This is a genomic window from Marinoscillum sp. 108 (genome assembly GCF_902506655.1).
In the GTDB taxonomy this organism is placed as follows: domain Bacteria; phylum Bacteroidota; class Bacteroidia; order Cytophagales; family Cyclobacteriaceae; genus Marinoscillum; species Marinoscillum luteum.
In genome coordinates this window covers 3,136,908-3,156,251 of the sequence record NZ_LR734808.1, presented here as the reverse complement: position 1 = coordinate 3,156,251, position 19,344 = coordinate 3,136,908, and the positions used below count along the sequence as shown (strand labels likewise).

Sequence of the window (19,344 nt, the reverse complement as noted above, 5' to 3'; positions counted from 1 at the left end):
AATGGTAGTAGAAGCACAAACCATTGATGAAATTATCACACAAGTGTTTCATGAACTCTTGGCTAGAGATTTTGATATTTCAACCAGTCGCAGTAAAAGACATGGACCAACGAGTGAAGTCATTGGTAATCTTTTAGTTCTCGCAAACCCACGAGCAAGAATTAGCAGGTCAGAAACACGTGGGAAGCCTTTCAGTGCCTTGGGTGAGGTCCTTTGGTATTTTTCTGGAACTAATAAGCTTGATTTTATAGAGTATTACATCTCACCCTATTGTGAGGACGCAGAGCCAAACGAATCAGGTGAAATGATAATCCATGGTGGTTACGGACCAAGGCTCATGAGTTTTAGAGAAACTATCAATCAGTTTCAGAGTACCATAGATCGCTTAAAGCAAAAACCAAATACAAGGAAGGCAGTAATACAATTGTTTGATGCCGAAGATTTACTAGGAAACCATAAGGACATTCCGTGTACTTGCACTTTACAATTTTTGGTTAGAAGAAACAGGCTACATCTATTTACTAATATGCGTTCAAATGATGCTGTTAAGGGACTAGCTCATGATATTTTTTGTTTCACTTTTCTTCAAGAGTTAATTGCTTGTGAGCTTAATATCGAATTAGGAACATACTATCATTCCGTGACAAGCTTGCATATGTATGAAGAACAAAAAGATCAGGCTAAAGTTTACCTTTCCGAGGGTCTTCAAGGAACCAAAATTTGCATGCCGAAGATGCCAACAACATCCCCTGTTTTATCTATGAGTAAGCTTCTTGAGGTTGAAAACGAGATAAGGAAAGGTGCGGCCATTAATTACACAAAACTTGAACTGGATGACTACTGGCTTGATCTCATTCGCCTTTTAGAAGTGTTCAAACATAAGGGAGATAAAATCAAATTGATTAGAATAAAAAACTCAATGAGTTCTAAGATCTTTGATGATTATATTCAAAAAAGAATACTAACAGCATCTTGATAGAAAATAAGAGTACGGAAGAATTAAAGCATATACTCAAGGAACTAATATGCTCATTGGAGGAGGGGAAACTAAGGAGTACTTCAGCAATCGATTGGGCCCCACCAATCGTGTCCTTTGGTGATCCTGGCACATCAACATTGGCCACAGTGGGATTAAACCCAAGTAATCTAGAGTTCCTGGATCAAAACAATATTGAACTGGATGGGTACTCAAGACGATTTCACACTAAGAAATCACTCCAAATTCAGAATTGGGGAGAAATTAATAGTCAGGAATTGTCAGCTATCATTAGTAAATGTATTAGCTATTTTAAGAATAATCCGTATGACGCTTGGTTCAAAAAACTGGATTATTTGATTTCAGGAAGTAAGTATTCCTATTATTTCCCCACGAGTAATTCGTGTCATTTGGATCTTGTTCCATATGCCACTTCTACAAAATGGGGTTTATTAACAAATAGTCAGCGATCAAAACTGTTACAAATTTCCATTAACAGTTTAGGTAAAATTTTAAACACATCTAGCATTGAAACATTAGTATTAAATGGTCGAGGTGTTGTTGATGCATTTAATTCAAGATCTCAAGGAATTTTATACGAAACACTAATGCCAGGTTGGCATCTTCCAAGAAAGAACGGGAATGATGTGTTGGGTATTGCCTATCAAGGATTTACAGATAAGGTTGGGGATATCAAGCTCGATAAAAGCATTAGAATCTTAGGGTTCAATCATAATATACAAAGCAGTTTTGGTGTGACAAGCAAGGTTCAACAAGAAATCCGAAATTGGATTACTAAAAGTATACAATATGAAAAGATTTGATCCGATTTTAGTTAATCAACTAAAGCAACAACTTGAGAAATTTGATAATGAAGTATTTCCCCTGCCCGGCATTGCAGATGGGGATAACATGGAGTGTTTTATCAAACAGGTGATTGATAGTATTAGAAGAGTAAAGTATGTAACTACCATTAAAGAGAAGCCTTTAACGGGTCACTGTACAAATGCATTATCAGTTGGTTTTAACCCAATTATGGCTGCTTCATGGCATTTACGAAATGGGGATATTGATGAAGCAATGTGGCTTGTGTTTCTCTTAACCTACTTTGGCAAAAGTAAAAGTTCGGGCTGGAGACTGATGAGAGGCTTCTATAGTGGTTTAGGAAGCTCTCCTGCCTATTGGACTTGGAAGCATGCATATCATAATAAAGAGGACTTGGAAGCTTGGTTGTTAGAACGTGCAGAAGAAGTTAAAAGTCTGGGGGTTTTCTCAAATCATCGCCGATACACGAGTTTTAAAGCAAACTCAAAAAAAGGACCGCTTTTCGTTTTTTCGAATTATTTTAAATGGGTAGGAAACAACGGAAGCCATATTGCCAAATTTGATTCCCTTGAAACACTCTCCAAGGAAGCAGATAATCCCTTATTTAAGGTGTTTTATGATTCTATTCCTTCTGGTCTTAGCATGAATCGGTTAGGAAAATTCGATTTTCTAACGATGATAAGTAAACTAGGAATTGTTAACATGATAGCAGATTCCACATATATGAAGGGAGCCACGGGGCCTTTACCTGGAGCTAAGTTACTCTTCTGGGGGAGCGGTAAAATTGATGTAAACATCAAAGAAATCCAAATGAGGATGGACACGCTTGCGAGTTACTTGGGATATCAACATGCTATGCAAATTCTTGAGGACTCAGTGTGCAATTGGCAAAAGGATCCTAGCAATTACAAATGGTTCACTGGGTAAATTCTGAAATTTCATTCCAGTTATATCTCCTTTTAAAGCCATTCAAGTAGGCTGGAGAAATTAGTCCCTCAAATTGCATTTGTCCGATGACAATTCCAGGAGAAACACCAACTTTGGCTGCAAATCGAACGATTGAATGCTTATCTCTTCTCAAATACCTCATCTCGTTTCTTAAAGGGCTTGGTATTAAAGCCTCTCCAGCAAATAGGTTAGCCTCCTTCTCATCCTCATCCTCGGTAGAATTATTGATTTCTTCAATGAAGGTCTTGCTACCATGGTTCATAATTAAGTGACCTGCTTCATGAAAAAAGGTAAACCAAAATTGGTCATCGGACAAATAGCGAAAGCTCAAAAGCATCATTGCTTTATCATCTTTTACAAATTTGACCGCACCACTGGCTGGACAGCCAGCAGGTGTTGGAGATACTACCAAGGCTATACCACATTCAGCACAAATCTCATTTAATCGAGGTAAGAAGTCCTTAGGACTCTTTACTCGACTTAGTTGTTTTATTTCGTCTAATCTATTTGTGAATACTTCGGAATTCCATTGACCTGTTTTGGTCGAAGATGCTTTTATTTCACCATATCTTAGCCAACTAATCAATGAACCTAATTTCGAATCATGGGTATTGCTCCTCCTGAACCTAGATGCCTCAATAGACGAAATATATGTTTGACTCCAAACCTGAACGTTTCGGACATTGAAGAAATTCAAGCATTCTTGGTATATATCAGAGGTTCTATTAATCCAGCCTAGCCTGATCATATCTTTAATAGGCAGGTTGGACAACCACATTTCGGGTGATACTGATAATTTCTCAATTTGACTTCTGTAAATGGATTCTCTATTGAGCCAGAATTTTGAGGAAGCTCCAAGGATTAGTTGGAGTTGATAAGCAACATCCGGGTTTATTTCTTCATAACCCGCAAGAAGCCCATTCGCAAAGTCAACGGATTTGTTTAGATCCGAAGCAAATTCGGGAATGGACATTCCTTTGTTAAATAACATGTCTTTCATCGTTTGCCCTGGGGCGGATGTCCAGTCAGGCTGAAAAGAGGTATGAGTTCGCATTTAACTTCTCGATTTTTAATACTTTAATACGATAAATCTTAGACCAATCTAACTGACCGTTCTCAAGATAGGGATTTTTTGGGTGTGCAGGGCCGAAGACTAATACATAATTTTCATCTATGTTTATCATTAATTGATCTGTAGCTTCCCCATAAGTTCTCGGATTACCAAGTGGTATTTCAGAAACAAACTCCACGGACATTAAATCCGATATACGAGCAAATAACCTTCTTGATGTTTCTTCACCAAAAGCCTTCAGAGCATGCTCCTCCTTTTCGCAAACCTCTAATAATTCGATATTTTCAAAGGAAATTGTCAAGAAACTAGCCCTTCAGTTGAATTGAAACAAAAATTTTTGCGAATTTATCAAACTTATGCAAGACTATCTACCATGATATACATTTTCGAAGGAATGGATAATTGCTTAAAAGACACCCTAATTCAAGAATTAAGAACGACCTTAAGCGGTAAAACCCATGTACTAAAGTATTCCGGCCCTCCCAGCTCAGTAAATGCAGAAGCTTATCAGAGGGAACATTTTAAGGATATGTTTGATTTATTAAACCTCGTTATGGACGATTCATTAAGAAGTTTAATATTGAATCGAGCTCACCTGGGGGAAGCCGTATACTCTCCCTTGTATCGTGGGTATTCTGGAGATTGGATATTCGATCTTGAAAAGGAATACTTGAAGCGACGAAAAAATCAAGAAAATATCCAATTGATCCTGTTGTATGATTCTAATAATGAAGCGCTGATTTCGAGGGAAGACGGAAAAAGCTTTAGTTCAAATAATAACACAATGCTTTCAAAAGAAAGGGATTTATTTATCAGAGCGTTCTCAAAAAGCCAAATTACACGGAAGCTTCAAGTTGATTTATCTGATTACCAAAAGAATGAACAAATTTCAACTGAGCAAATAATGGCTGAATTACAAAAGATTTAGGTATCGCCGCTTGTACCAATATTAATAATGCAAAAACACCAACAACTCTGGACACGAGAGGAGCTTATCCTAGCTATTAATCTCTACTGCAAATTGCCCTTTGGCAAAATGCACAGTGGAAATCCAGATATTGTAGAATTAGCCCGCTTGCTTGGAAGAACTTCAGGCGCTGTTGCTTATAAACTGGTGAATTTTGCTAGCCTCGATCCCAGTCTCCAAGCCCGTGGGATCAAAGGAGCCGATCATACGAGCAAGTTGGACAAAGAAATTTGGGCTGAATTTTATGCCAATTGGGATCAGGCAGTATACGAAAGCGAGGTTTTGCTTGGAAAAAAGAAAGGCATTTTAGAGGCTTCCCCTATTATAGAGTCCGACTTTTCAGAATTGGATGGTGGAGAAAAAGAAAGATTTGTAAAAACAAGAATCAACCAATCCTTTTTCAGAAAAACCATTCTTGCTTCTTATAATAATACTTGCTGTATTACAGGCATCAACCTGCCAGAGCTCCTAATTGCCGGACATATCGTGCCGTGGAGTATCGATGAAAAAAACAGATTAAACCCAAGCAATGGACTGGCTATGAATGGGCTTCACGATAAGGCTTTTGAGCTTGGTCTGATTTCCATTTCACCAGAGTATAAAATACTTATTTCACCCTCTTTGAAAAAGAATAAGAATCAATCCATTAAGAAGAATTTTCTGGCTTTTGAGGGGAAAGAGATAATAACACCAACCAAATTCTTACCTGACCCTTCTTTTTTGCTATATCATAATGAAAAAAGATTAAGAAAATAAGGGATAACCACCTGTCCTCCCAAAAAAACGTAAGGTCGTTTTTTAAAAACGTAGTGTTGTTTTCATAAAAACGTAGCGTCGTTTCCCACAAAACGTAGTGTTGTTTTTAAACAGATCAGCGCACCGCCACCCCCCATCCCCCTCCAAAAGGGGGACAGGTACGCTGCTTCAATGGAGAGAAGGAAGGAGAAGTTGATGCCGGCCCCGAATGGAATTTCCCCCGCTGGCGGGGGATGGTGACTACTGCTCTCGATTCCTTTTCCTGACTCTTGCCACAATGCCCCGTTCCATCATTATCGCACTCGCCACCTCCTCGATGGTAGCCGCCACGGTGTTGATGCTATGCAGTACTTCGTCATTCGAAAAGCGGATCACCTTAAAGCCTGCTTTTTCCAAAGCTGCCTGTCGAATTTTGTCGTTTTTTTGAACCTCTTCATAGGTATGGGTAATGCCATCTACTTCGATGATGAGCATCAGCTCCTTGCACATAAAGTCCGCTATGTAGTTGAGAACGGGGCGTTGCCTCCTGAAAGTGAACCCCTTCACCCCTCCAGCCCGCAGCACATACTTCCACAGACAGGCCTCAGCCTTGTTCATATTCCCACGGTTTTTCGTGAGCGAATTTTCTGAGATTCTTATTGTAACCGTAGTAATTGTCTCTGGAGGCGTCCATGATTAGAAATATACAAAAAGTTGAGTATTTCCTGCCACCTCTCCAAAGAGTGATCAACCAACCACCACGCCCGTACCTTCCGCCAGGGTACCGAAAGCTTCCAGGTCAAAACCCCGCTCCTGCATAAACGACTCAAATGCCTGCTGAGCATCAGCCGACACAGTCACCAGCAGCCCACCACTGGTTTGTGGATCAGCGATCAGGCGATGGTCCATCCCCTCTGCCAGTGTGATCTTGTGTCCATAACTTTTCCAGTTGCGGTTGGTGCCGCCGGGGGTGCAGTTGAGGTCGAGGTACTTTTGCACAAAATCAAACCTCGGCACCTTGCTCAGGTCAATCTGTGCAGCGCAGCCACTCGCCTCGCATACCTCCAGCAGGTGTCCGCCCAAGCCAAAGCCCGTCACATCTGTGAGGGCATTCACCCCCTCAAAGGCCGCCAGCTCCTGCCCGATCTTATTTAGCTGAAGCATGGTATGTTTGGCCAGGTCCAGGTCCTTAGTGTCGGCCAGTCCTTTCTTCTGTGCAGTGGTCACCATCCCAATGCCCAATGGCTTGGTCAGGTACAGCAGGTCTCCGGGCTTTGCCGCAGCGTTTTTCTTCACCTGAGTCACTGGCACCCTCCCGGTCACGGCCAGCCCAAAGATGGGCTCCGGGGCATCAATGCTATGCCCGCCGGCCAGGGGTATCCCCGCATCGGCACAAACCTTGCGGCCACCTTCCAGCACTTTGCCGGCCACCTCTATGGGCAGCTTGTCTATCGGCCAGCCCAGAATGGCAATGGCCATGATGGGCGTGCCCCCCATGGCGTAGATGTCGCTGATGGCATTGGTGGCGGCTATGGCCCCAAAATCAAAAGCATCGTCCACGATGGGCATGAAAAAGTCTGTGGTACTGATGATGGCCGTGGTGCCATCCAGGTCGTAGACCGCCGCATCGTCTTTGGACTCGTTGCCCACCAGCAGATTTTTAAAAAAAGGCATTGGCTGCCCGTCAGTGCTGATGATCTTGTCCAGTACCTCAGGGGCTATTTTGCAGCCGCATCCGGCTCCATGGCTATATTGTGTGAGCTTATATTCCATTATATTTTTGATAAAATTTCTTGTGCGATCTGCATAGGGTCGCTGCTCTGGGTCTCCAGGTGCAGGCGTATGTGGTCCCTTTTTCCTTCAATGGACTTTCCGTATCGTTTGTCATAGTACTTGAGAATGATCGCCGCTGCTTCAGGCGCATCGCCATGATCAATAAACTCCAGGGCTTGTCGTGCTTCCTTTTTCCCAAGTTTTTTCTGTATGCTTTTGGTGGCCAGTACCAGCCGCTCGAGCGACACATGGCGGTAGTTCAGTACCAGGTTTTTGACCCGTACAGGCCGGGCCACTTCCAGAAATACATGGGGGCTCTGCTCCTTCTGATGATAGAGTTCTGCTACCAGGTCCACCCTCCCGATGCGCATGGACTCATCCTCCACCCAAATACGGCGAGTAAGATCCAGCTTTCTAAACTCCTGAAATAACAAATTCTGAAACTGCTCTGAGGTAGGCTGCTCCTCCGACTCCTGTCGGCCAAAGGCCGAACCCTGGTGACAAGCCAGACCCTCAAAATCCACCATCTGCTCTCCCAACTCCTGCAGGGCATAGAGCACCTCCGTTTTGAGTGAGCCGGTATAGCCGGTCAGTACCATCAGTGGCAGAGGTTGGTCAAAAAACTCCAGGGCTTCGCGGCGGTATGCTTTGTACCCACCGTTGAGAATGGACACGTTGAACCCGTTGGTCTCCAGCAGCATGGCGACACTGTGTGAGCGGTTGCCGCCACGCCAGCAGTGCACCAGCAGCTCCTGAGACTGAAGGCCTTCGGCAAATTCTATAAAACCACTCATCTTCGGACCGATAAAATCCAGCCCCCTTTTGAAAGCCGCCTGGGGGCTGTCCTGCTTGTAAAGGGTCCCTACAATCACCCGCTCCTCATCAGACAGCAGTGGCATATTGAGCGCATTGGGCAGACGGCCCTGCTCATACTCCACGGGCGAGCGTACGTCTATGATGGGGAGCTTTTCTCCGAGTGAAAGAAATTCCTGAGGGTCTAACTGCTTCATGTGGAGCCGCAAATATAACGCACTCCCGTATCAAACATTCTCAGGGTAAATTGAGCATGGATTTATTCAGTTCTCAGGCTCTTCACCGGGTTGACCACCGCAGCCTTCCAGGCCTGAAAACCAATGACGACCAGGGCTACAAAAAAGGAAATAAAGGTGCTCAGCGCAAACATGTCTACGCCTATCCCCACCCGGTAAGCAAAATCCTCCAGCCACTGTTGCATCAGCCATACGGTCAGGGGAATGGAAAGCACCACCCCCAGAATGAGCTGCCACGAAAAAGTACGGGCCAGCAAGTGGAAAATCTGAAACGGAGAGGCCCCGATCACCTTGCGAATACCGATCTCCTTCTCCCGACTATTCACCACCAGCACGGTGAGGCCAAGCAAGCCAATGGCCGCTATCAGGATGGAAATAACCGTAGCCACGCCAATGAGTTTATTGAGTCGGGCTTCATTTTCATACTGCCGGGCCACATTTTCGTCCAGGAAGGTATACTCCAGGTTTCTGTTGGGGAAGGTTGATTCCCATGCTTCCGTGAGTATTTCCTGCACCTGCGAAAGCTGCGAGCCGGTAAATTTGAAGAGTAGCTTTGGGATCATGGAATCCTTTACTTCAGCGTCAGAAATGCCCAGAAACATAGGTAGGACATTTTGGGTAATCACCAGCGGGGCTATCTCCTGATGGAGGGAGGAAAAATGAAAGTCTTTGACCACCCCAATGATCCGGTGTTCTCCGAAGTTATCGCCGGGGAGTTTCTTTCCAATCGGATTTTCAAAGCCAAAATAGTCCACGGCGGTTTCGTTGAGCAAAATAGACTGTCGCTCATCCAATCCGCTGCCTTTTTCAAAGTCTCGTCCTTCAACGATTCCTATATCAAAAGCCGACAAATATTCTGCGTCTACGGCCAGCATGCTGAACGTGCGAAAGATGCCTTTGTCGTCTGTAAAAGACAGTGCGGCCCAGCCAGGGGTGCCGAATGCATGACTGGCCATGGTAATACTCGAAACTTGAGGATGTGCCTCTATTTTAGGCTTTAGCAGCGCTCCATTAGCCCTGGCGGAGGCTATCCGCTCGGTGGTACGACCAGACTCTGAGCTGGAAAACAACGGCACCGACACGAAGGCCTGATATTCAAAACCCAGGTCTTTATCCTGAAGAAACCGGATCTGCTTTTGCATAATGAGCGCACTGCTGATGAGCAACACGGTGATCACAAACTGAAAAGTCACCATGACTTTTCTCACCCAGTGTTTACCCCTGGAGGTGCTGCCTGAACGCATGATCGCAAGTGCCTTGGTGCTGGTGAGAATAATGGCCGGATAAATCCCAGCCAGGGTGCCAATACACAAGGCAATGAGGAAGAAGATGGCCAGATGCCACATCTCAAAAACATAGACTAGTTCAGTTCCCGTCAGGCGATTGAACGTAGGGATCAACAGTACGGCCAGCAAGCCCCCCACCAGCATCGAGACCAGAGCCACCAGTACACTCTCACTCAGGTATTGGAAAATGAGGGTTCGCTTGGCGGCACCCAATATTTTACGCATGCCCACCTCACGAGAGCGCTTAATGGACTGACCTATGGAAAGGGTGGTGTAGTTGATGCAGGCAATGAACAGCACCAGCAGACCAATAATGCCGAGCACATAGACATATACCGGGTTGCTCACCGGCGCTATGCCCGCCGGAATCTCGGGGTTCAGGTGGATGTCTGTGAGGGGCTGAAACCCAATGTTGTATTCATCCCTGTTCATCTCCTCGCCCAGGTAGCTCATCACCACATCCTGCGACTTGGCATTGACCGTTTCTATACTTGTCTGATCCTTCATGAGCACGTAAGTCTCTGGCCCAACCATCATCCAGGCAGTCAGGGCGCGCTCTCCCATCAGCTCCCGGTTGAGCACATTAGAAATGGCCAGATCAAACTTGATACTCGAACTTTGTGGTATATCATCCAAGACCGCCGTGATGGTAAACGGCGTGACATCTTCATCGAACTGAAGCTGGAGCGTTTTCCCGATAGGGTCTTCGTCACCAAAGTATTTTTCGGCATAGGCACGGGATATAATGAGGTCATACCGGCCAGACAGGGGTTCGGTCACATTGCCATGGATCAGGTCGAAATCAAAGACTTCAAAAAATTCAGGACTGATAACCGCCACCGGCTCACTGATCACATCCTGCTGATTTCGGCTCACCGGAAAATTTCTCAGGTGATACTGTACCACTTCATCAAATTCCGGAAAGTTCTCCTCAAACAAATTCTCAAACCGCACCGGAGTATTGGAGTTGAAAAATATCTTCCCCTCCCCATAATCTTCCAGCAACCAAGCCCTGTAGATCCGGTCTTTTTTGGTGTGAAAGTGGTCGAAAGTGACTTCCTGAGTCACATATAATCCCATCAACACAAAACAGACAATGCCAATGGTGAGCCCGAGCGTGTTGAGCATGGTGTTGAACTTATCCCGCCATAATACCCTGACGGCTACTTTGAAGTGTTGTCCTGAATTCATGATGATGTTATTTTTGAGTTTTGAGTTTTTTCTGAGGGCCGACCAGCGAAAAGAGCGCAATACCAACCAGGTATATTGCCAGCTGGCCCTTCTGGGACCTTTGTGAGAAGTGGTGCGATAGAAGATTTCCAGCAGGTCTCCCTGGAGATCCTCCAACAGGTATGGATCGCAGTACCACTCCAGAAAGCGGCTTGCCCATCGGGGGGGCAGATGACCTTGTGTGGAAGCCTGACCCATCAGCTAACGGAAAAGGTGAGTTTGGGTAACTTCTGATAGAGCTCCATGCGGACCGCCATGGATTCCTCCAGCACCTGCCGGCCAGCCTGAGTCAATAAAAAATAGCGCTTTCGGCGACCACCACGCTCCTGAGTGGCTCCTTTCATCTCTGAGCTCACCAGGCCTTTCTTTTCCAGCCTCCGGAGTACAGAGTGTACAGCGGTCACGTCTATCAATCTGTTGGCCTGCTGATGGAGCTCATCGAGGATGGCTACGGCGTATGCTTCGTTTATCAAAGCCCCTACGGTGAGGAGCACCAGCTCCTCCAATTCTCCTATTGATTCTCGTTTCATGAGAAATATTAGTTGTACAAAGATACAATGATACAGTATCCTGTTGATTTGTACAACTAATCAATGAAAGCTTTAACCCTTTTTAACGTAAGGGCAGAAAGAAGCTATCTGAGGGGTTTGATGCCGATGTGGCACCCTTCTATACAGTATCGGTAGTATAGTTTCAGGTGATCGCCTTCACCCACTAACGAGTATTCTGCTGTTTCTTTGGATTTGCGTCCGGTCCTCACCTCAGCCAGGGAAAGGATGTAGCCATCAGTGGCGCTATCGACCAGCACCCGATAGGTGTTGAAATCCTTCAGTCCGGTATAATTGGAAGAAAACACTCCGCCGGCTTTGAATTCCAGGATCTGAACGGGAGAGTCCGGCACTTGCTCCACTATGTATCCCCCTCCGGGCGAGTAGCCATATTCAAATACCTGCCACTTGCCCACCAGTGAGCGCTCATCATCGATCAGCACACAGCAGTCGTACTGGCTACAGGAGGAGATCAGCAGCAAAATAAAAGGGATGAGGATGGATGTCGGTTTCATAGTCTTTGGGTTTGTCCTATAGACACATCATCCTGTCAAAGGGTTGACTCAAAGGATGGTGACATTCCGTTTAGTTTTCTGTCAAATAGTTGCCTGAAAGGTCAACCGGAATAAACCGCGGGGTTTAACTTAGCCGGCGAATCAAACCACAGCATCCGTTGTTACCAAAAAAATCCCTCGGAGTAATCCTGGCCATCACCGGCATCTTACTTTTTTCCAGTAAAGCCGTCATGGTGAAGCTGGCCTATCAGTATGAAGTAGACACCGTCTCTTTACTGCTGTTTCGAATGGTCTTTTCACTGCCCATCTATGTGGTGATCGCAGCGTTCAACAGGCCCAAGGAAAAGGTAGCCGGGAAAGACTACATGTGGTTAATTCTTTTCGGATTCATTGGCTACTACCTGGCCAGCTACTTTGATTTTCTGGGCCTCATTTACATCAAAGCCAGTCTTGAGCGGTTGATCTTGTTCATTTACCCCACGCTGGTGTTGCTCATTTCATTTGTCTTTCTCAGGAAAAAGATCACCAGAAAACAGGTCATAGGAGTGGTGGTGACCTACCTGGGTGTACTGATCATCTTTGTGTCGGAGCTGAGCATCAGCGATGACTCATCGGTGATACTGGGCAGTGTACTCATTTTTCTGAGCGCCCTCACCTATGCCAGCTACCTGGTGGGTTCCGGGTGGCTCATTCCCAAATTTGGTGCCACCGCCTTCACCTCCTACGCCATGATCGTGTCCTGTATGGCGGTGATCCTTCACTACTCCCTACAACGACCTGTGGGCCTCCTCGACTTTCAACCCGAGGTATATTGGATCGGGCTGGCCATGGCCATATTTGCCACGGTCATTCCCTCCTATCTGGTCAGCTTTGCCATCAAAATATTAGGGGCCAATGACTTTTCAATCTTTGGTAGCCTGGGACCCATTTCCACCATAGGCCTTGCTTACCTGTTTCTGGGCGAAACCCTCACATGGACACAATTCCTGGGTGCAGGGGTGATCATTGGCGGGATCGTTTTGGCTGAAAAGAAAAAGAAGGGTTAAAGAAATAACAAAGATCAAACGATTTGATGGTGCCTTTTGGGATAATTCCTAACAAATCGCTTGTGTGATTGCGTGATTAGCAAAAAGTAAGCAAAATATTGCAAAAAAGTCAGTAATTTCTTAATTTTGCTATCATAATCACAAAAAAACACGCCTATGACACTGCTCAGAGTACATGACCATCAGCAAGACCTCACCAACGACTTTGTGAAAATGGTACGAACCACAATCAAAAAAGGAAACTCAGTAGCAGCTAACAAACAGCAGATTTTTATGATGGGTCAGGAGATGGGTTTTTGTAACGACGAGATCCGTGTACTGCTGGAGGACGCAGTGCCCTCAGCGCTTCCTTTATAATCTCACCCTGATCCCCGGACCTATCAGAAAGAAGGGTTTCTGCTCGCTGAGCAGATAGCCAAAACCTGCATAAAGCGGAAAGGTCAGTTTGTTATCGCTGGAAGTGGGGTAGAGCGAACCGATGACCACCAAACCCACATCCCGGCTGTTACTCTCTGTAAAGTTGAAAGCATCTATAGCGATGAAACCGGCTCCTAGTTTATAAGGCCTGTACTTAGCGATTCGGCCGGGCTGGTAAAAGCTCATCTGAGCGATCATGGCAAAGCTGGGTCCCCCAAAATTTCCAAAGTTTCCGGTACCGGACTTTAAGATCAAAAGACCAGCAGGGAATGACACATCAATGTCAAAATTATAATCCCGCTTCAGATGGATCTGTATTTTCTTGGTACGGCCGTCGCCACCATACTTAGACTTCACGTGACTTATCTCCAGCTCTATTCGTGACCATTCTTCCAACTCAGAGGTCTTCTTGGAGAGGAAATTATTCAGGTTGATGTCTTCGCTCCGGCAGTACTTATCGTCATAATGCACAAACCTCGGAGAGGTCTCTCCGGGGCATATCACCACTTCATCAAATTGGTATAGCTCGATGAGGTTTCCTTTTTTGTTGGAAATTTTCACCTTGATGGTCAGGTATTGCTTGCCAAAGAGGTCTTTGCCTTCATCTATTTTACCCCGGTCAAAATCAAAGACCAGATCCGTAAGGGTATTTTCATAGTAGATCGGCTTTTCGATATCGCTCACCACCAGCTGCCGGTCACCAAAGTCCAGGTTGATGAAATCAAAAGGTCGCGGACGCTGATACTCCTCTACTTTGAGGCTTTTCCCAGTGGACTTATTGTGATTAAAAATCTCAATGTTGTTGGTATTGATGGTCAGCGGTACCTTGATTCTAAAGAGTGATATATTTTCATTTTTGATCAGTGAATCATACTCCAGGTTGCTGGCGCCCGGAAAACTAAAAGCAGCTTTGTGCAGCCCCTCGCCTTCCAGTTTGATGTTTAAGGTTTCGCCAGGATATACGGTGGTTCCGCGCCGCCAGTCCTTCCCTTCTCTCTGAATAAAGATCTCCTGGATAGTGGTCTTGGGTGTAATGTCCAGATTACTCACAAAGCGCGCATCGTCCCCGTCTTTGATGTACAAATAGCCATCTGACTTTCTGTGGTAGCTGTAGGGCCGCAGGAGACAAAGTACCTTGTCATTGTTGAGTCGGGCTTTGGTGTAAAGCTCCGCGATCAACGCTCCTCCGGATTCTTCCTGGTCTTCAATTCGGTAAGTTTTCCCGAGTCTGAGAAACCGATTGTTATCTATCTGGACCTCTATGGCCTCCTTCTTGTCATCTTTTGGGGTCACCTCCTGGGCATCAAACTGCAAAAAGGCCAACCGGCCCGAGCGGATCTTGAAGGTATAGCTGAGCGACTTCAGTTGATACTTGGGGCGCCCGGCCTCCATGGTAGGTTTTCTCAGTGTAAATGGCACCACTATTTGCTGATCGCCCAATGTATTGGGCAACAAATGCAGCAGAAGCTTTGGACCCTCCCGGGTCATTCTATAATTAATTGGCAAGCCCTCTGTCCAGCGATTGTCTACCAGAATATTCTCAGAATTGTTGCTGGTCAGCTCAAATACCTTTTCCTCCCCAATGTATAGTTCCTCACTGCCCGGATATAGCTCCACGTAGGTATTGGTATAGGGGAATAGTGGCATATCCACGTACTTCACCACCGAATCCTCTCTGATCCCTAAGGTGAATTTTAAAAATTCGCTGGTAGTGAGCTGATTGAACCGGACTTTGAATCGGGCATAATCACTGAACATCATGATGGAGTCCAGTGGATAATAATCAGCAGAGGGCATCAGGGCGATATCAGCCACCTCAGAGTCCCCGTCGAAGAACAAATAAACTTCGGCTATTTCATCTTCCCGATCGTACTGGAAAGCCAGCATCTCCTTCTGATTTCTTATAAGGGTATGCCGTGACCAGGAGTACTCCATGGTATCTATGAACATCTTCGCCTCCAGCAGTGGACTTTGCTGGAAGGTCATTTGAGAAAAACCTGATACAGAAATAAGAATAAGGAGGCAAAAAGCTCCAAAGGAAATAGCTGACTTGATTTTTTGCATTGCTGCAAAGATGGCAAAGCCATGGCAAGTGTACAACACCTAAATCTCAGTGGCCTCTTCGGTAATAATCTGCGGCTTGCCCTCCAGCGTCTTATGTACGGGGCACCTGTCGGCTATTTCGATGAGGCGCTTGCGCTCGGCATCCGTCAAATCTCCCTCCAGCCTGATCATTCGCCTGATCTGATCAATCTTTCCTTTGGCCGCTTCGGCCTGGCCACCATCTTGCTGGTGAACCTTGTCGTGTGTGAGCTTCACTTTCACCTCTTTCAGATCTATCTTCTTGTAGTCCGCATACATGCGCAGGGTCATGGCCGTGCAGGCGCCCAGTGCAGAGAGTAAATAACCGTAGGGCGAAGGGCCGTGATCTGTACCACCGCTACCTTCTGGCTCGTCTGCCAACAAATGGTGTTTCCCCGCAGTGATCTCGGTGAGAAAGCCCTGATTGGAGAGCCGGGTCCAAACCTCGCCTTCCGGCGCTACTTCCTCAGCATCATTCGGTACTATATAGCGGGAAGCCCAGGAAGACACCATATTACCCACATAGTGGGAGTCCGCTTTTCGGCTAAGCAAATGATCTGACCCATCCAAAGTAATGAAACTCTTAGGGTGCATGGCCTGCTGATAAATTTCCGCGGCATTGTCTATTCCCACTATTTTGTCCTGGGGTGAGTGCATCACCAGCAGAGCCTTGCCCAGCTGCCTGATCACTTCTCCTTTTCGATCCTTTTCCAAATCTTCCAGAAACTGTTTTTTGATTTTGAAAGGTCGCCCTCCTATGTTGACCTCCGCCTCTCCTTTTTCCCGAATCTCCTTTTCTCCGCCCTTGAGTAGTGCCTTCACATGTGTAGGGTTGGAAGGCGCACCTATGGTCACCACGGCCTTCACCTTTTTCAGCGCCCCGGCTACATGCAAAACTGCCGCACCTCCCAGGGAATGCCCAATGAGGATTTGTGGTGCTTCGAATTTCTTTTCCAGAAAATCATAGGCCTCCGTGAGGTCTGAAAGATTGGAGGAAAAATTGGTATCCTCAAATTCGCCACCACTCTGGCCCAGCCCGGTGAAATCAAACCGGAGGACAGCCATGCCATTTTGAGTAAGTGCTGAGCTGATATGATCCAGTGCCTTGAGTGTACTGGAGCAGGTGAAACAGTGTGCGAAAAGGACGAACGCTTTGGGTTTTCCTGTCAAAGGGAAATCCATCCTCCCGGACAAGTTCTGACCTGATTTATTGACGAACGATACTTTTTGTGACCTCATTTCTGAACCCGTTAGTTTGCAAATCGTTAACTTGAAAGTTAAAACCCAGGCCAAATCTCTCGGCCTTCAAGCTAAATCTAACATTGATACGTATAAACGCCGCCTGTTTGACATTGTTATTCGCCTGTACGTCATTGTATGGACAAACGCTCCACTATGATGTGATCAGAAATGACAAGTCTATGGGCCAGACGGTGGTCAAAAGAATACTGAAAGGAGATGAACTCACTTACCACCTGAATACCAAAACGGAGCTGAGAGTAATCTTCCTGTTTGATATAGAATACGACTTGAAAGAAACTTTCAAAAACGGGAAACTCATTTCGGGTACCGGATTCAACACCCTCAATGGAAGTGTGCAAAAAGAAACCCAAATGGCCCTGAAGGAAAAATTCTACGAGTTGGTGATCGATGGTATTCGTACGGAAATTAACGAAACAAGCATTACAGAGTCCGTTTCGGAAATCTACTTTGAAGAACCTCACCACAGCAAGAAGGTGTTTTCTGCCTACTTTGGCCGATACCTGAATTTTGAAAAGGTGGGAGAACGCCAGTATTCACTCACCTCACCCGATGGCACCAATGTCTATACCTACGAAAATGGCATTTGTACCAAAGTGAAAGTGACCCGAGACTTTGCCACTTTTGAGTTCATATTGAAACCCGAAAGCCTGCTAGCCGTGAGAAATAAGCAGATCACCGGTAAAACCAATGATTAGCACCCTGAAAAAAATCCTTCTTCCTCTTTCTGTTTTGGTCATTCTTGGCTTTGTGCTTTTTATGATCAATCAGATTTCAGGTGTCTACCTGATGCTGAAAGAGATCAATCAACTGACGGCCAATGTGGTCTTAGTAGTCCTCAGCGCAGTGGCTATTGGGCTTGCTGGCTGGCCGGTGCTCCTTTTTCTGAAATTGCCACGGGCCATCTCCCTGCCCAAAAATCAGGATGAGCTCCCCCGATACCGACAGCATCTCCTCATGCGTCTCAGGAGAAATGAAATACTACGGGCACAGGGCATCCAGCCACAAAAGGTGGAGGACCTTGCCGAGAGTATCCTGGTGCTTAACCAGTCCGCCAACAGAGTGATTCAGCAAACTGCCACTGCGGTATTTCTCACTACTTCTGTTTCACAAAATGGCAAGCTGGATGCACTCACTATTCTGGCAACCCAATCACGCATGGTCTGGAAGATCGCCCATATTTACTATCAGCGGCCATCGCTCCGTGAGCTTATTTATCTCTATGCCAATGTAGCGGGGTCCTCTTTTCTTGCTTCCGAAATAGAAGATCTGGATGTCTCCCAGCAAGTGGAGCCGGTCATCAGTTCATTTCTGAAAAACTCCGCCGGTAAGTCCATCCCCGTGATCGGCCCTACGGCCAATATCATTCTGGATTCCCTGCTGGAAGGCTCTACCAATGCCTTTCTCACACTCCGCGTGGGCAATATTGCGCAAAAGTATTGTGCATGCAACGAGGTAGTGGACAAGAAAGCCATTCGGAAAAGCGCCTTCATGGAATCCGCCAGCCAGCTAAAAGGCATTGTGATGAAATCCTCCGGACAAATCATGAGTGGTCTTCTCAAGGCCACCCGAAAAGCGGGTGTGGACACCCTGAAATCCGGCTGGGAAGGCATCAAAAACACTGGCGTGAAAGTGGCCGAAGGAATCTCAGAAGCCGGTCAAAAAATCAACCCGTTTAGAAAAAAGGAACCGGAAATGTAATCCCGGGTCATTCCACCGATTTAGGTTTATACAATCCATCAAACCCTGGCGTCCAGGTTTCCCCGTCACTGGAGTTTTCAAACAACTGCCTCACTGTTCCGTCCCCATTGTCAGTGAAGGTGAGTCGTGACTTCACCACATTGCCCTGCTGGTCACGGTAGTCACACTGAAACTGAATCATGCCCGGCCTCTTGTCTATTTCTACATAATCGAGCACGCCTCCGGCACTCCCCACCCAGGTCTGATGCCATTTATTGTCCAGCTTATCGTAGTAGTTGATACTTTGACCTGTGTATGTTCCGGGAGTGGTATAGCTTTCATGAAGGGCACAGCCCCCATTGGCGAGTGTAATGCTGTTTTCTCCTACTTTAGTGCCTTTGACATATACATCCCATTCACCCAGCCAAAAATCAAAATGCCGTCGCACAGAATCGGAGAGGCACGGATAGGCATTGACCTTGCAAGCGTACAACAAAGACAAAAATTTTTGGTCTTGCTGATAAGGTGACCATTCCTCCTCACTCTCCATCAGTCGGAAGTTGCTAAAGCCCCTGTCCAAGGCAGCCTGCAATGTTTCATAAGCCTTTGCCTGTTTTTCCAGAAGGGCATAGGCCTTCGATTTGGTATAGAGCGTGTAACCCGGATAAAAATTACGGGCGACAGCCTCGTCGAAATTTTTGAGTGAGGCTTCGTATGCACCCAATTTAAGCTGACAAAAAGCCAACCTGTACCAGGCCGAGGAATCCTTCTCATTCTTTTTGAGATAATGCTGATAACCTTTTGCGGCTTCTGTCCACTGTTCGTTGGAGTATTGCGCATCGGCATCCTTTCGGGATGGCTGAGCCTGCAGCTGACCAGCCACGAGGCAAAGTAAAAAGACAAGTATTCTCATGGTTTTTTCGAACCAATGTAGG

At 46.0% G+C, this 19,344-nt stretch carries 20 protein-coding genes; 9 read left to right on the top strand and 11 right to left on the bottom strand.

Translation table 11 applies throughout. The annotated features are described in order from the left end of the window. Position 1 precedes the first annotated feature (1 nt). From GV030_RS12720 to GV030_RS12710, 3 genes are all read left to right on the top strand, one after another. Complete coding sequence (locus GV030_RS12720; RefSeq protein WP_159582689.1) at positions 2-976, top strand: thymidylate synthase; 975 nt, start codon at positions 2-4, stop codon at positions 974-976. A gap of 110 nt (positions 977-1,086) precedes the next feature. Next, on the top strand, positions 1,087-1,800 hold the full coding sequence (locus GV030_RS12715) for a hypothetical protein (protein ID WP_221413337.1): 714 nt from the start codon (positions 1,087-1,089) through the stop codon (positions 1,798-1,800). Beyond that, positions 1,787-2,728, top strand: a complete 942-nt coding sequence (locus tag GV030_RS12710; protein ID WP_159582687.1) for a hypothetical protein — start codon at positions 1,787-1,789, stop codon at positions 2,726-2,728. Before GV030_RS12715 ends, GV030_RS12710 begins: the two co-directional genes overlap by 14 nt. Here GV030_RS12710 and GV030_RS12705 read toward each other — a convergent pair. After that, complete coding sequence (locus tag GV030_RS12705; RefSeq protein ID WP_159582686.1) at positions 2,718-3,803, bottom strand: ImmA/IrrE family metallo-endopeptidase; 1,086 nt, start codon at positions 3,801-3,803, stop codon at positions 2,718-2,720. The genes GV030_RS12710 and GV030_RS12705 overlap by 11 nt on opposite strands. Next, on the bottom strand, positions 3,775-4,122 hold the full coding sequence (locus GV030_RS12700; RefSeq protein WP_159582685.1) for a hypothetical protein: 348 nt from the start codon (positions 4,120-4,122) through the stop codon (positions 3,775-3,777). Before GV030_RS12700 ends, GV030_RS12705 begins: the two co-directional genes overlap by 29 nt. Before the next feature lie 72 nt (positions 4,123-4,194). On the opposite strand from GV030_RS12700, the gene GV030_RS12695 reads away from it, so the two are divergent. After that, a complete protein-coding gene (locus GV030_RS12695; RefSeq protein WP_159582684.1) occupies positions 4,195-4,749 on the top strand; it encodes a hypothetical protein in 555 nt (184 codons plus the stop codon). Between the two features lie 27 nt (positions 4,750-4,776). Beyond that, entirely contained in the window at positions 4,777-5,544 is a 768-nt protein-coding gene (locus GV030_RS12690) for an HNH endonuclease (protein WP_159582683.1), read from the top strand. Positions 5,545-5,784: 240 nt separating this feature from the next. Here GV030_RS12690 and GV030_RS12685 read toward each other — a convergent pair whose 3' ends face one another. From GV030_RS12685 to GV030_RS12660, 6 genes are all read right to left on the bottom strand, one after another. Continuing rightward, positions 5,785-6,141 (bottom strand): endonuclease domain-containing protein, encoded by a 357-nt coding sequence (locus tag GV030_RS12685; protein WP_159582682.1) that lies wholly within the window; start codon positions 6,139-6,141, stop codon positions 5,785-5,787. A 129-nt stretch (positions 6,142-6,270) separates the two neighbouring features. Then, positions 6,271-7,296, bottom strand: a complete 1,026-nt coding sequence (selD, locus tag GV030_RS12680; protein WP_159582681.1) for a selenide, water dikinase SelD — start codon at positions 7,294-7,296, stop codon at positions 6,271-6,273. Continuing rightward, complete coding sequence (gene mnmH / locus GV030_RS12675; RefSeq protein ID WP_159582680.1) at positions 7,296-8,306, bottom strand: tRNA 2-selenouridine(34) synthase MnmH; 1,011 nt, start codon at positions 8,304-8,306, stop codon at positions 7,296-7,298. The genes selD and mnmH overlap by 1 nt, the downstream gene beginning before the upstream one ends. A gap of 62 nt (positions 8,307-8,368) precedes the next feature. Beyond that, positions 8,369-11,059, bottom strand: coding sequence for an ABC transporter permease (locus tag GV030_RS12670; protein WP_159582679.1), 2,691 nt, complete (start codon positions 11,057-11,059; stop codon positions 8,369-8,371). Continuing rightward, positions 11,059-11,391: a PadR family transcriptional regulator gene (locus GV030_RS12665; RefSeq protein ID WP_159582678.1), complete on the bottom strand. Its 333-nt coding sequence runs from the start codon at positions 11,389-11,391 to the stop codon at positions 11,059-11,061. Before GV030_RS12665 ends, GV030_RS12670 begins: the two co-directional genes overlap by 1 nt. Before the next feature lie 104 nt (positions 11,392-11,495). Beyond that, positions 11,496-11,924 carry a hypothetical protein gene (locus tag GV030_RS12660; protein ID WP_159582677.1) on the bottom strand — a complete coding sequence of 143 codons (429 nt, stop codon included), beginning with the start codon at positions 11,922-11,924 and terminating at the stop codon, positions 11,496-11,498. A gap of 158 nt (positions 11,925-12,082) precedes the next feature. Between GV030_RS12660 and GV030_RS12655 the strand changes: the two genes are divergently transcribed. Together GV030_RS12655 and GV030_RS12650 are read left to right on the top strand one after the other, a co-directional pair. Further along, a complete protein-coding gene (locus GV030_RS12655) occupies positions 12,083-12,970 on the top strand; it encodes a DMT family transporter (RefSeq protein WP_255465379.1) in 888 nt (295 codons plus the stop codon). A 156-nt stretch (positions 12,971-13,126) separates the two neighbouring features. Then, entirely contained in the window at positions 13,127-13,327 is a 201-nt protein-coding gene (locus GV030_RS12650; protein WP_159582676.1) for a hypothetical protein, read from the top strand. Here the strand turns inward: GV030_RS12650 and GV030_RS12645 are convergent. Both GV030_RS12645 and GV030_RS12640 read right to left on the bottom strand, forming a co-directional pair. Next, on the bottom strand, positions 13,322-15,451 hold the full coding sequence (locus GV030_RS12645; RefSeq protein WP_159582675.1) for a hypothetical protein: 2,130 nt from the start codon (positions 15,449-15,451) through the stop codon (positions 13,322-13,324). The two genes, GV030_RS12650 and GV030_RS12645, sit on opposite strands and share 6 nt — an antisense overlap. Positions 15,452-15,490: 39 nt before the next feature. Then, positions 15,491-16,708, bottom strand: a complete 1,218-nt coding sequence (locus GV030_RS12640) for a bifunctional alpha/beta hydrolase/OsmC family protein (protein WP_159582674.1) — start codon at positions 16,706-16,708, stop codon at positions 15,491-15,493. A gap of 107 nt (positions 16,709-16,815) precedes the next feature. Between GV030_RS12640 and GV030_RS12635 the strand changes: the two genes are divergently transcribed. Together GV030_RS12635 and GV030_RS12630 are read left to right on the top strand one after the other, a co-directional pair. Then, positions 16,816-17,427 (top strand): DUF6134 family protein, encoded by a 612-nt coding sequence (locus GV030_RS12635; RefSeq protein WP_159582673.1) that lies wholly within the window; start codon positions 16,816-16,818, stop codon positions 17,425-17,427. Continuing rightward, the gene (locus GV030_RS12630; protein ID WP_159582672.1) at positions 17,420-18,430 is read left to right on the top strand and encodes a DUF697 domain-containing protein; all 1,011 of its coding nucleotides are present in this window, start codon (positions 17,420-17,422) and stop codon (positions 18,428-18,430) included. The genes GV030_RS12635 and GV030_RS12630 overlap by 8 nt, the downstream gene beginning before the upstream one ends. A 7-nt stretch (positions 18,431-18,437) precedes the next feature. Here the strand turns inward: GV030_RS12630 and GV030_RS12625 are convergent, their stop codons facing one another. Then, positions 18,438-19,322: a M48 family metallopeptidase gene (locus tag GV030_RS12625; RefSeq protein WP_159582671.1), complete on the bottom strand. Its 885-nt coding sequence runs from the start codon at positions 19,320-19,322 to the stop codon at positions 18,438-18,440. Positions 19,323-19,344 lie beyond the last annotated feature (22 nt).

Coding starts and splice junctions, on each gene's coding strand:
- GV030_RS12670 (WP_159582679.1), bottom strand. CDS start 11,059: ATGGGTCAGGCTTCCACACAAGGTCATCTGCCCCCCCGATGGGCAAGC.
- GV030_RS12720 (WP_159582689.1), top strand. CDS start 2: ATGGTAGTAGAAGCACAAACCATTGATGAAATTATCACACAAGTGTTT.
- GV030_RS12695 (WP_159582684.1), top strand. CDS start 4,195: ATGATATACATTTTCGAAGGAATGGATAATTGCTTAAAAGACACCCTA.
- GV030_RS12665 (WP_159582678.1), bottom strand. CDS start 11,391: ATGAAACGAGAATCAATAGGAGAATTGGAGGAGCTGGTGCTCCTCACC.
- GV030_RS12660 (WP_159582677.1), bottom strand. CDS start 11,924: ATGAAACCGACATCCATCCTCATCCCTTTTATTTTGCTGCTGATCTCC.
- GV030_RS12690 (WP_159582683.1), top strand. CDS start 4,777: ATGCAAAAACACCAACAACTCTGGACACGAGAGGAGCTTATCCTAGCT.
- GV030_RS12705 (WP_159582686.1), bottom strand. CDS start 3,803: ATGCGAACTCATACCTCTTTTCAGCCTGACTGGACATCCGCCCCAGGG.
- mnmH (WP_159582680.1), bottom strand. CDS start 8,306: ATGAAGCAGTTAGACCCTCAGGAATTTCTTTCACTCGGAGAAAAGCTC.
- GV030_RS12640 (WP_159582674.1), bottom strand. CDS start 16,708: ATGAGGTCACAAAAAGTATCGTTCGTCAATAAATCAGGTCAGAACTTG.
- GV030_RS12710 (WP_159582687.1), top strand. CDS start 1,787: ATGAAAAGATTTGATCCGATTTTAGTTAATCAACTAAAGCAACAACTT.
- GV030_RS12645 (WP_159582675.1), bottom strand. CDS start 15,451: ATGCAAAAAATCAAGTCAGCTATTTCCTTTGGAGCTTTTTGCCTCCTT.
- GV030_RS12625 (WP_159582671.1), bottom strand. CDS start 19,322: ATGAGAATACTTGTCTTTTTACTTTGCCTCGTGGCTGGTCAGCTGCAG.
- selD (WP_159582681.1), bottom strand. CDS start 7,296: ATGGAATATAAGCTCACACAATATAGCCATGGAGCCGGATGCGGCTGC.
- GV030_RS12650 (WP_159582676.1), top strand. CDS start 13,127: ATGACACTGCTCAGAGTACATGACCATCAGCAAGACCTCACCAACGAC.
- GV030_RS12630 (WP_159582672.1), top strand. CDS start 17,420: ATGATTAGCACCCTGAAAAAAATCCTTCTTCCTCTTTCTGTTTTGGTC.
- GV030_RS12685 (WP_159582682.1), bottom strand. CDS start 6,141: ATGAACAAGGCTGAGGCCTGTCTGTGGAAGTATGTGCTGCGGGCTGGA.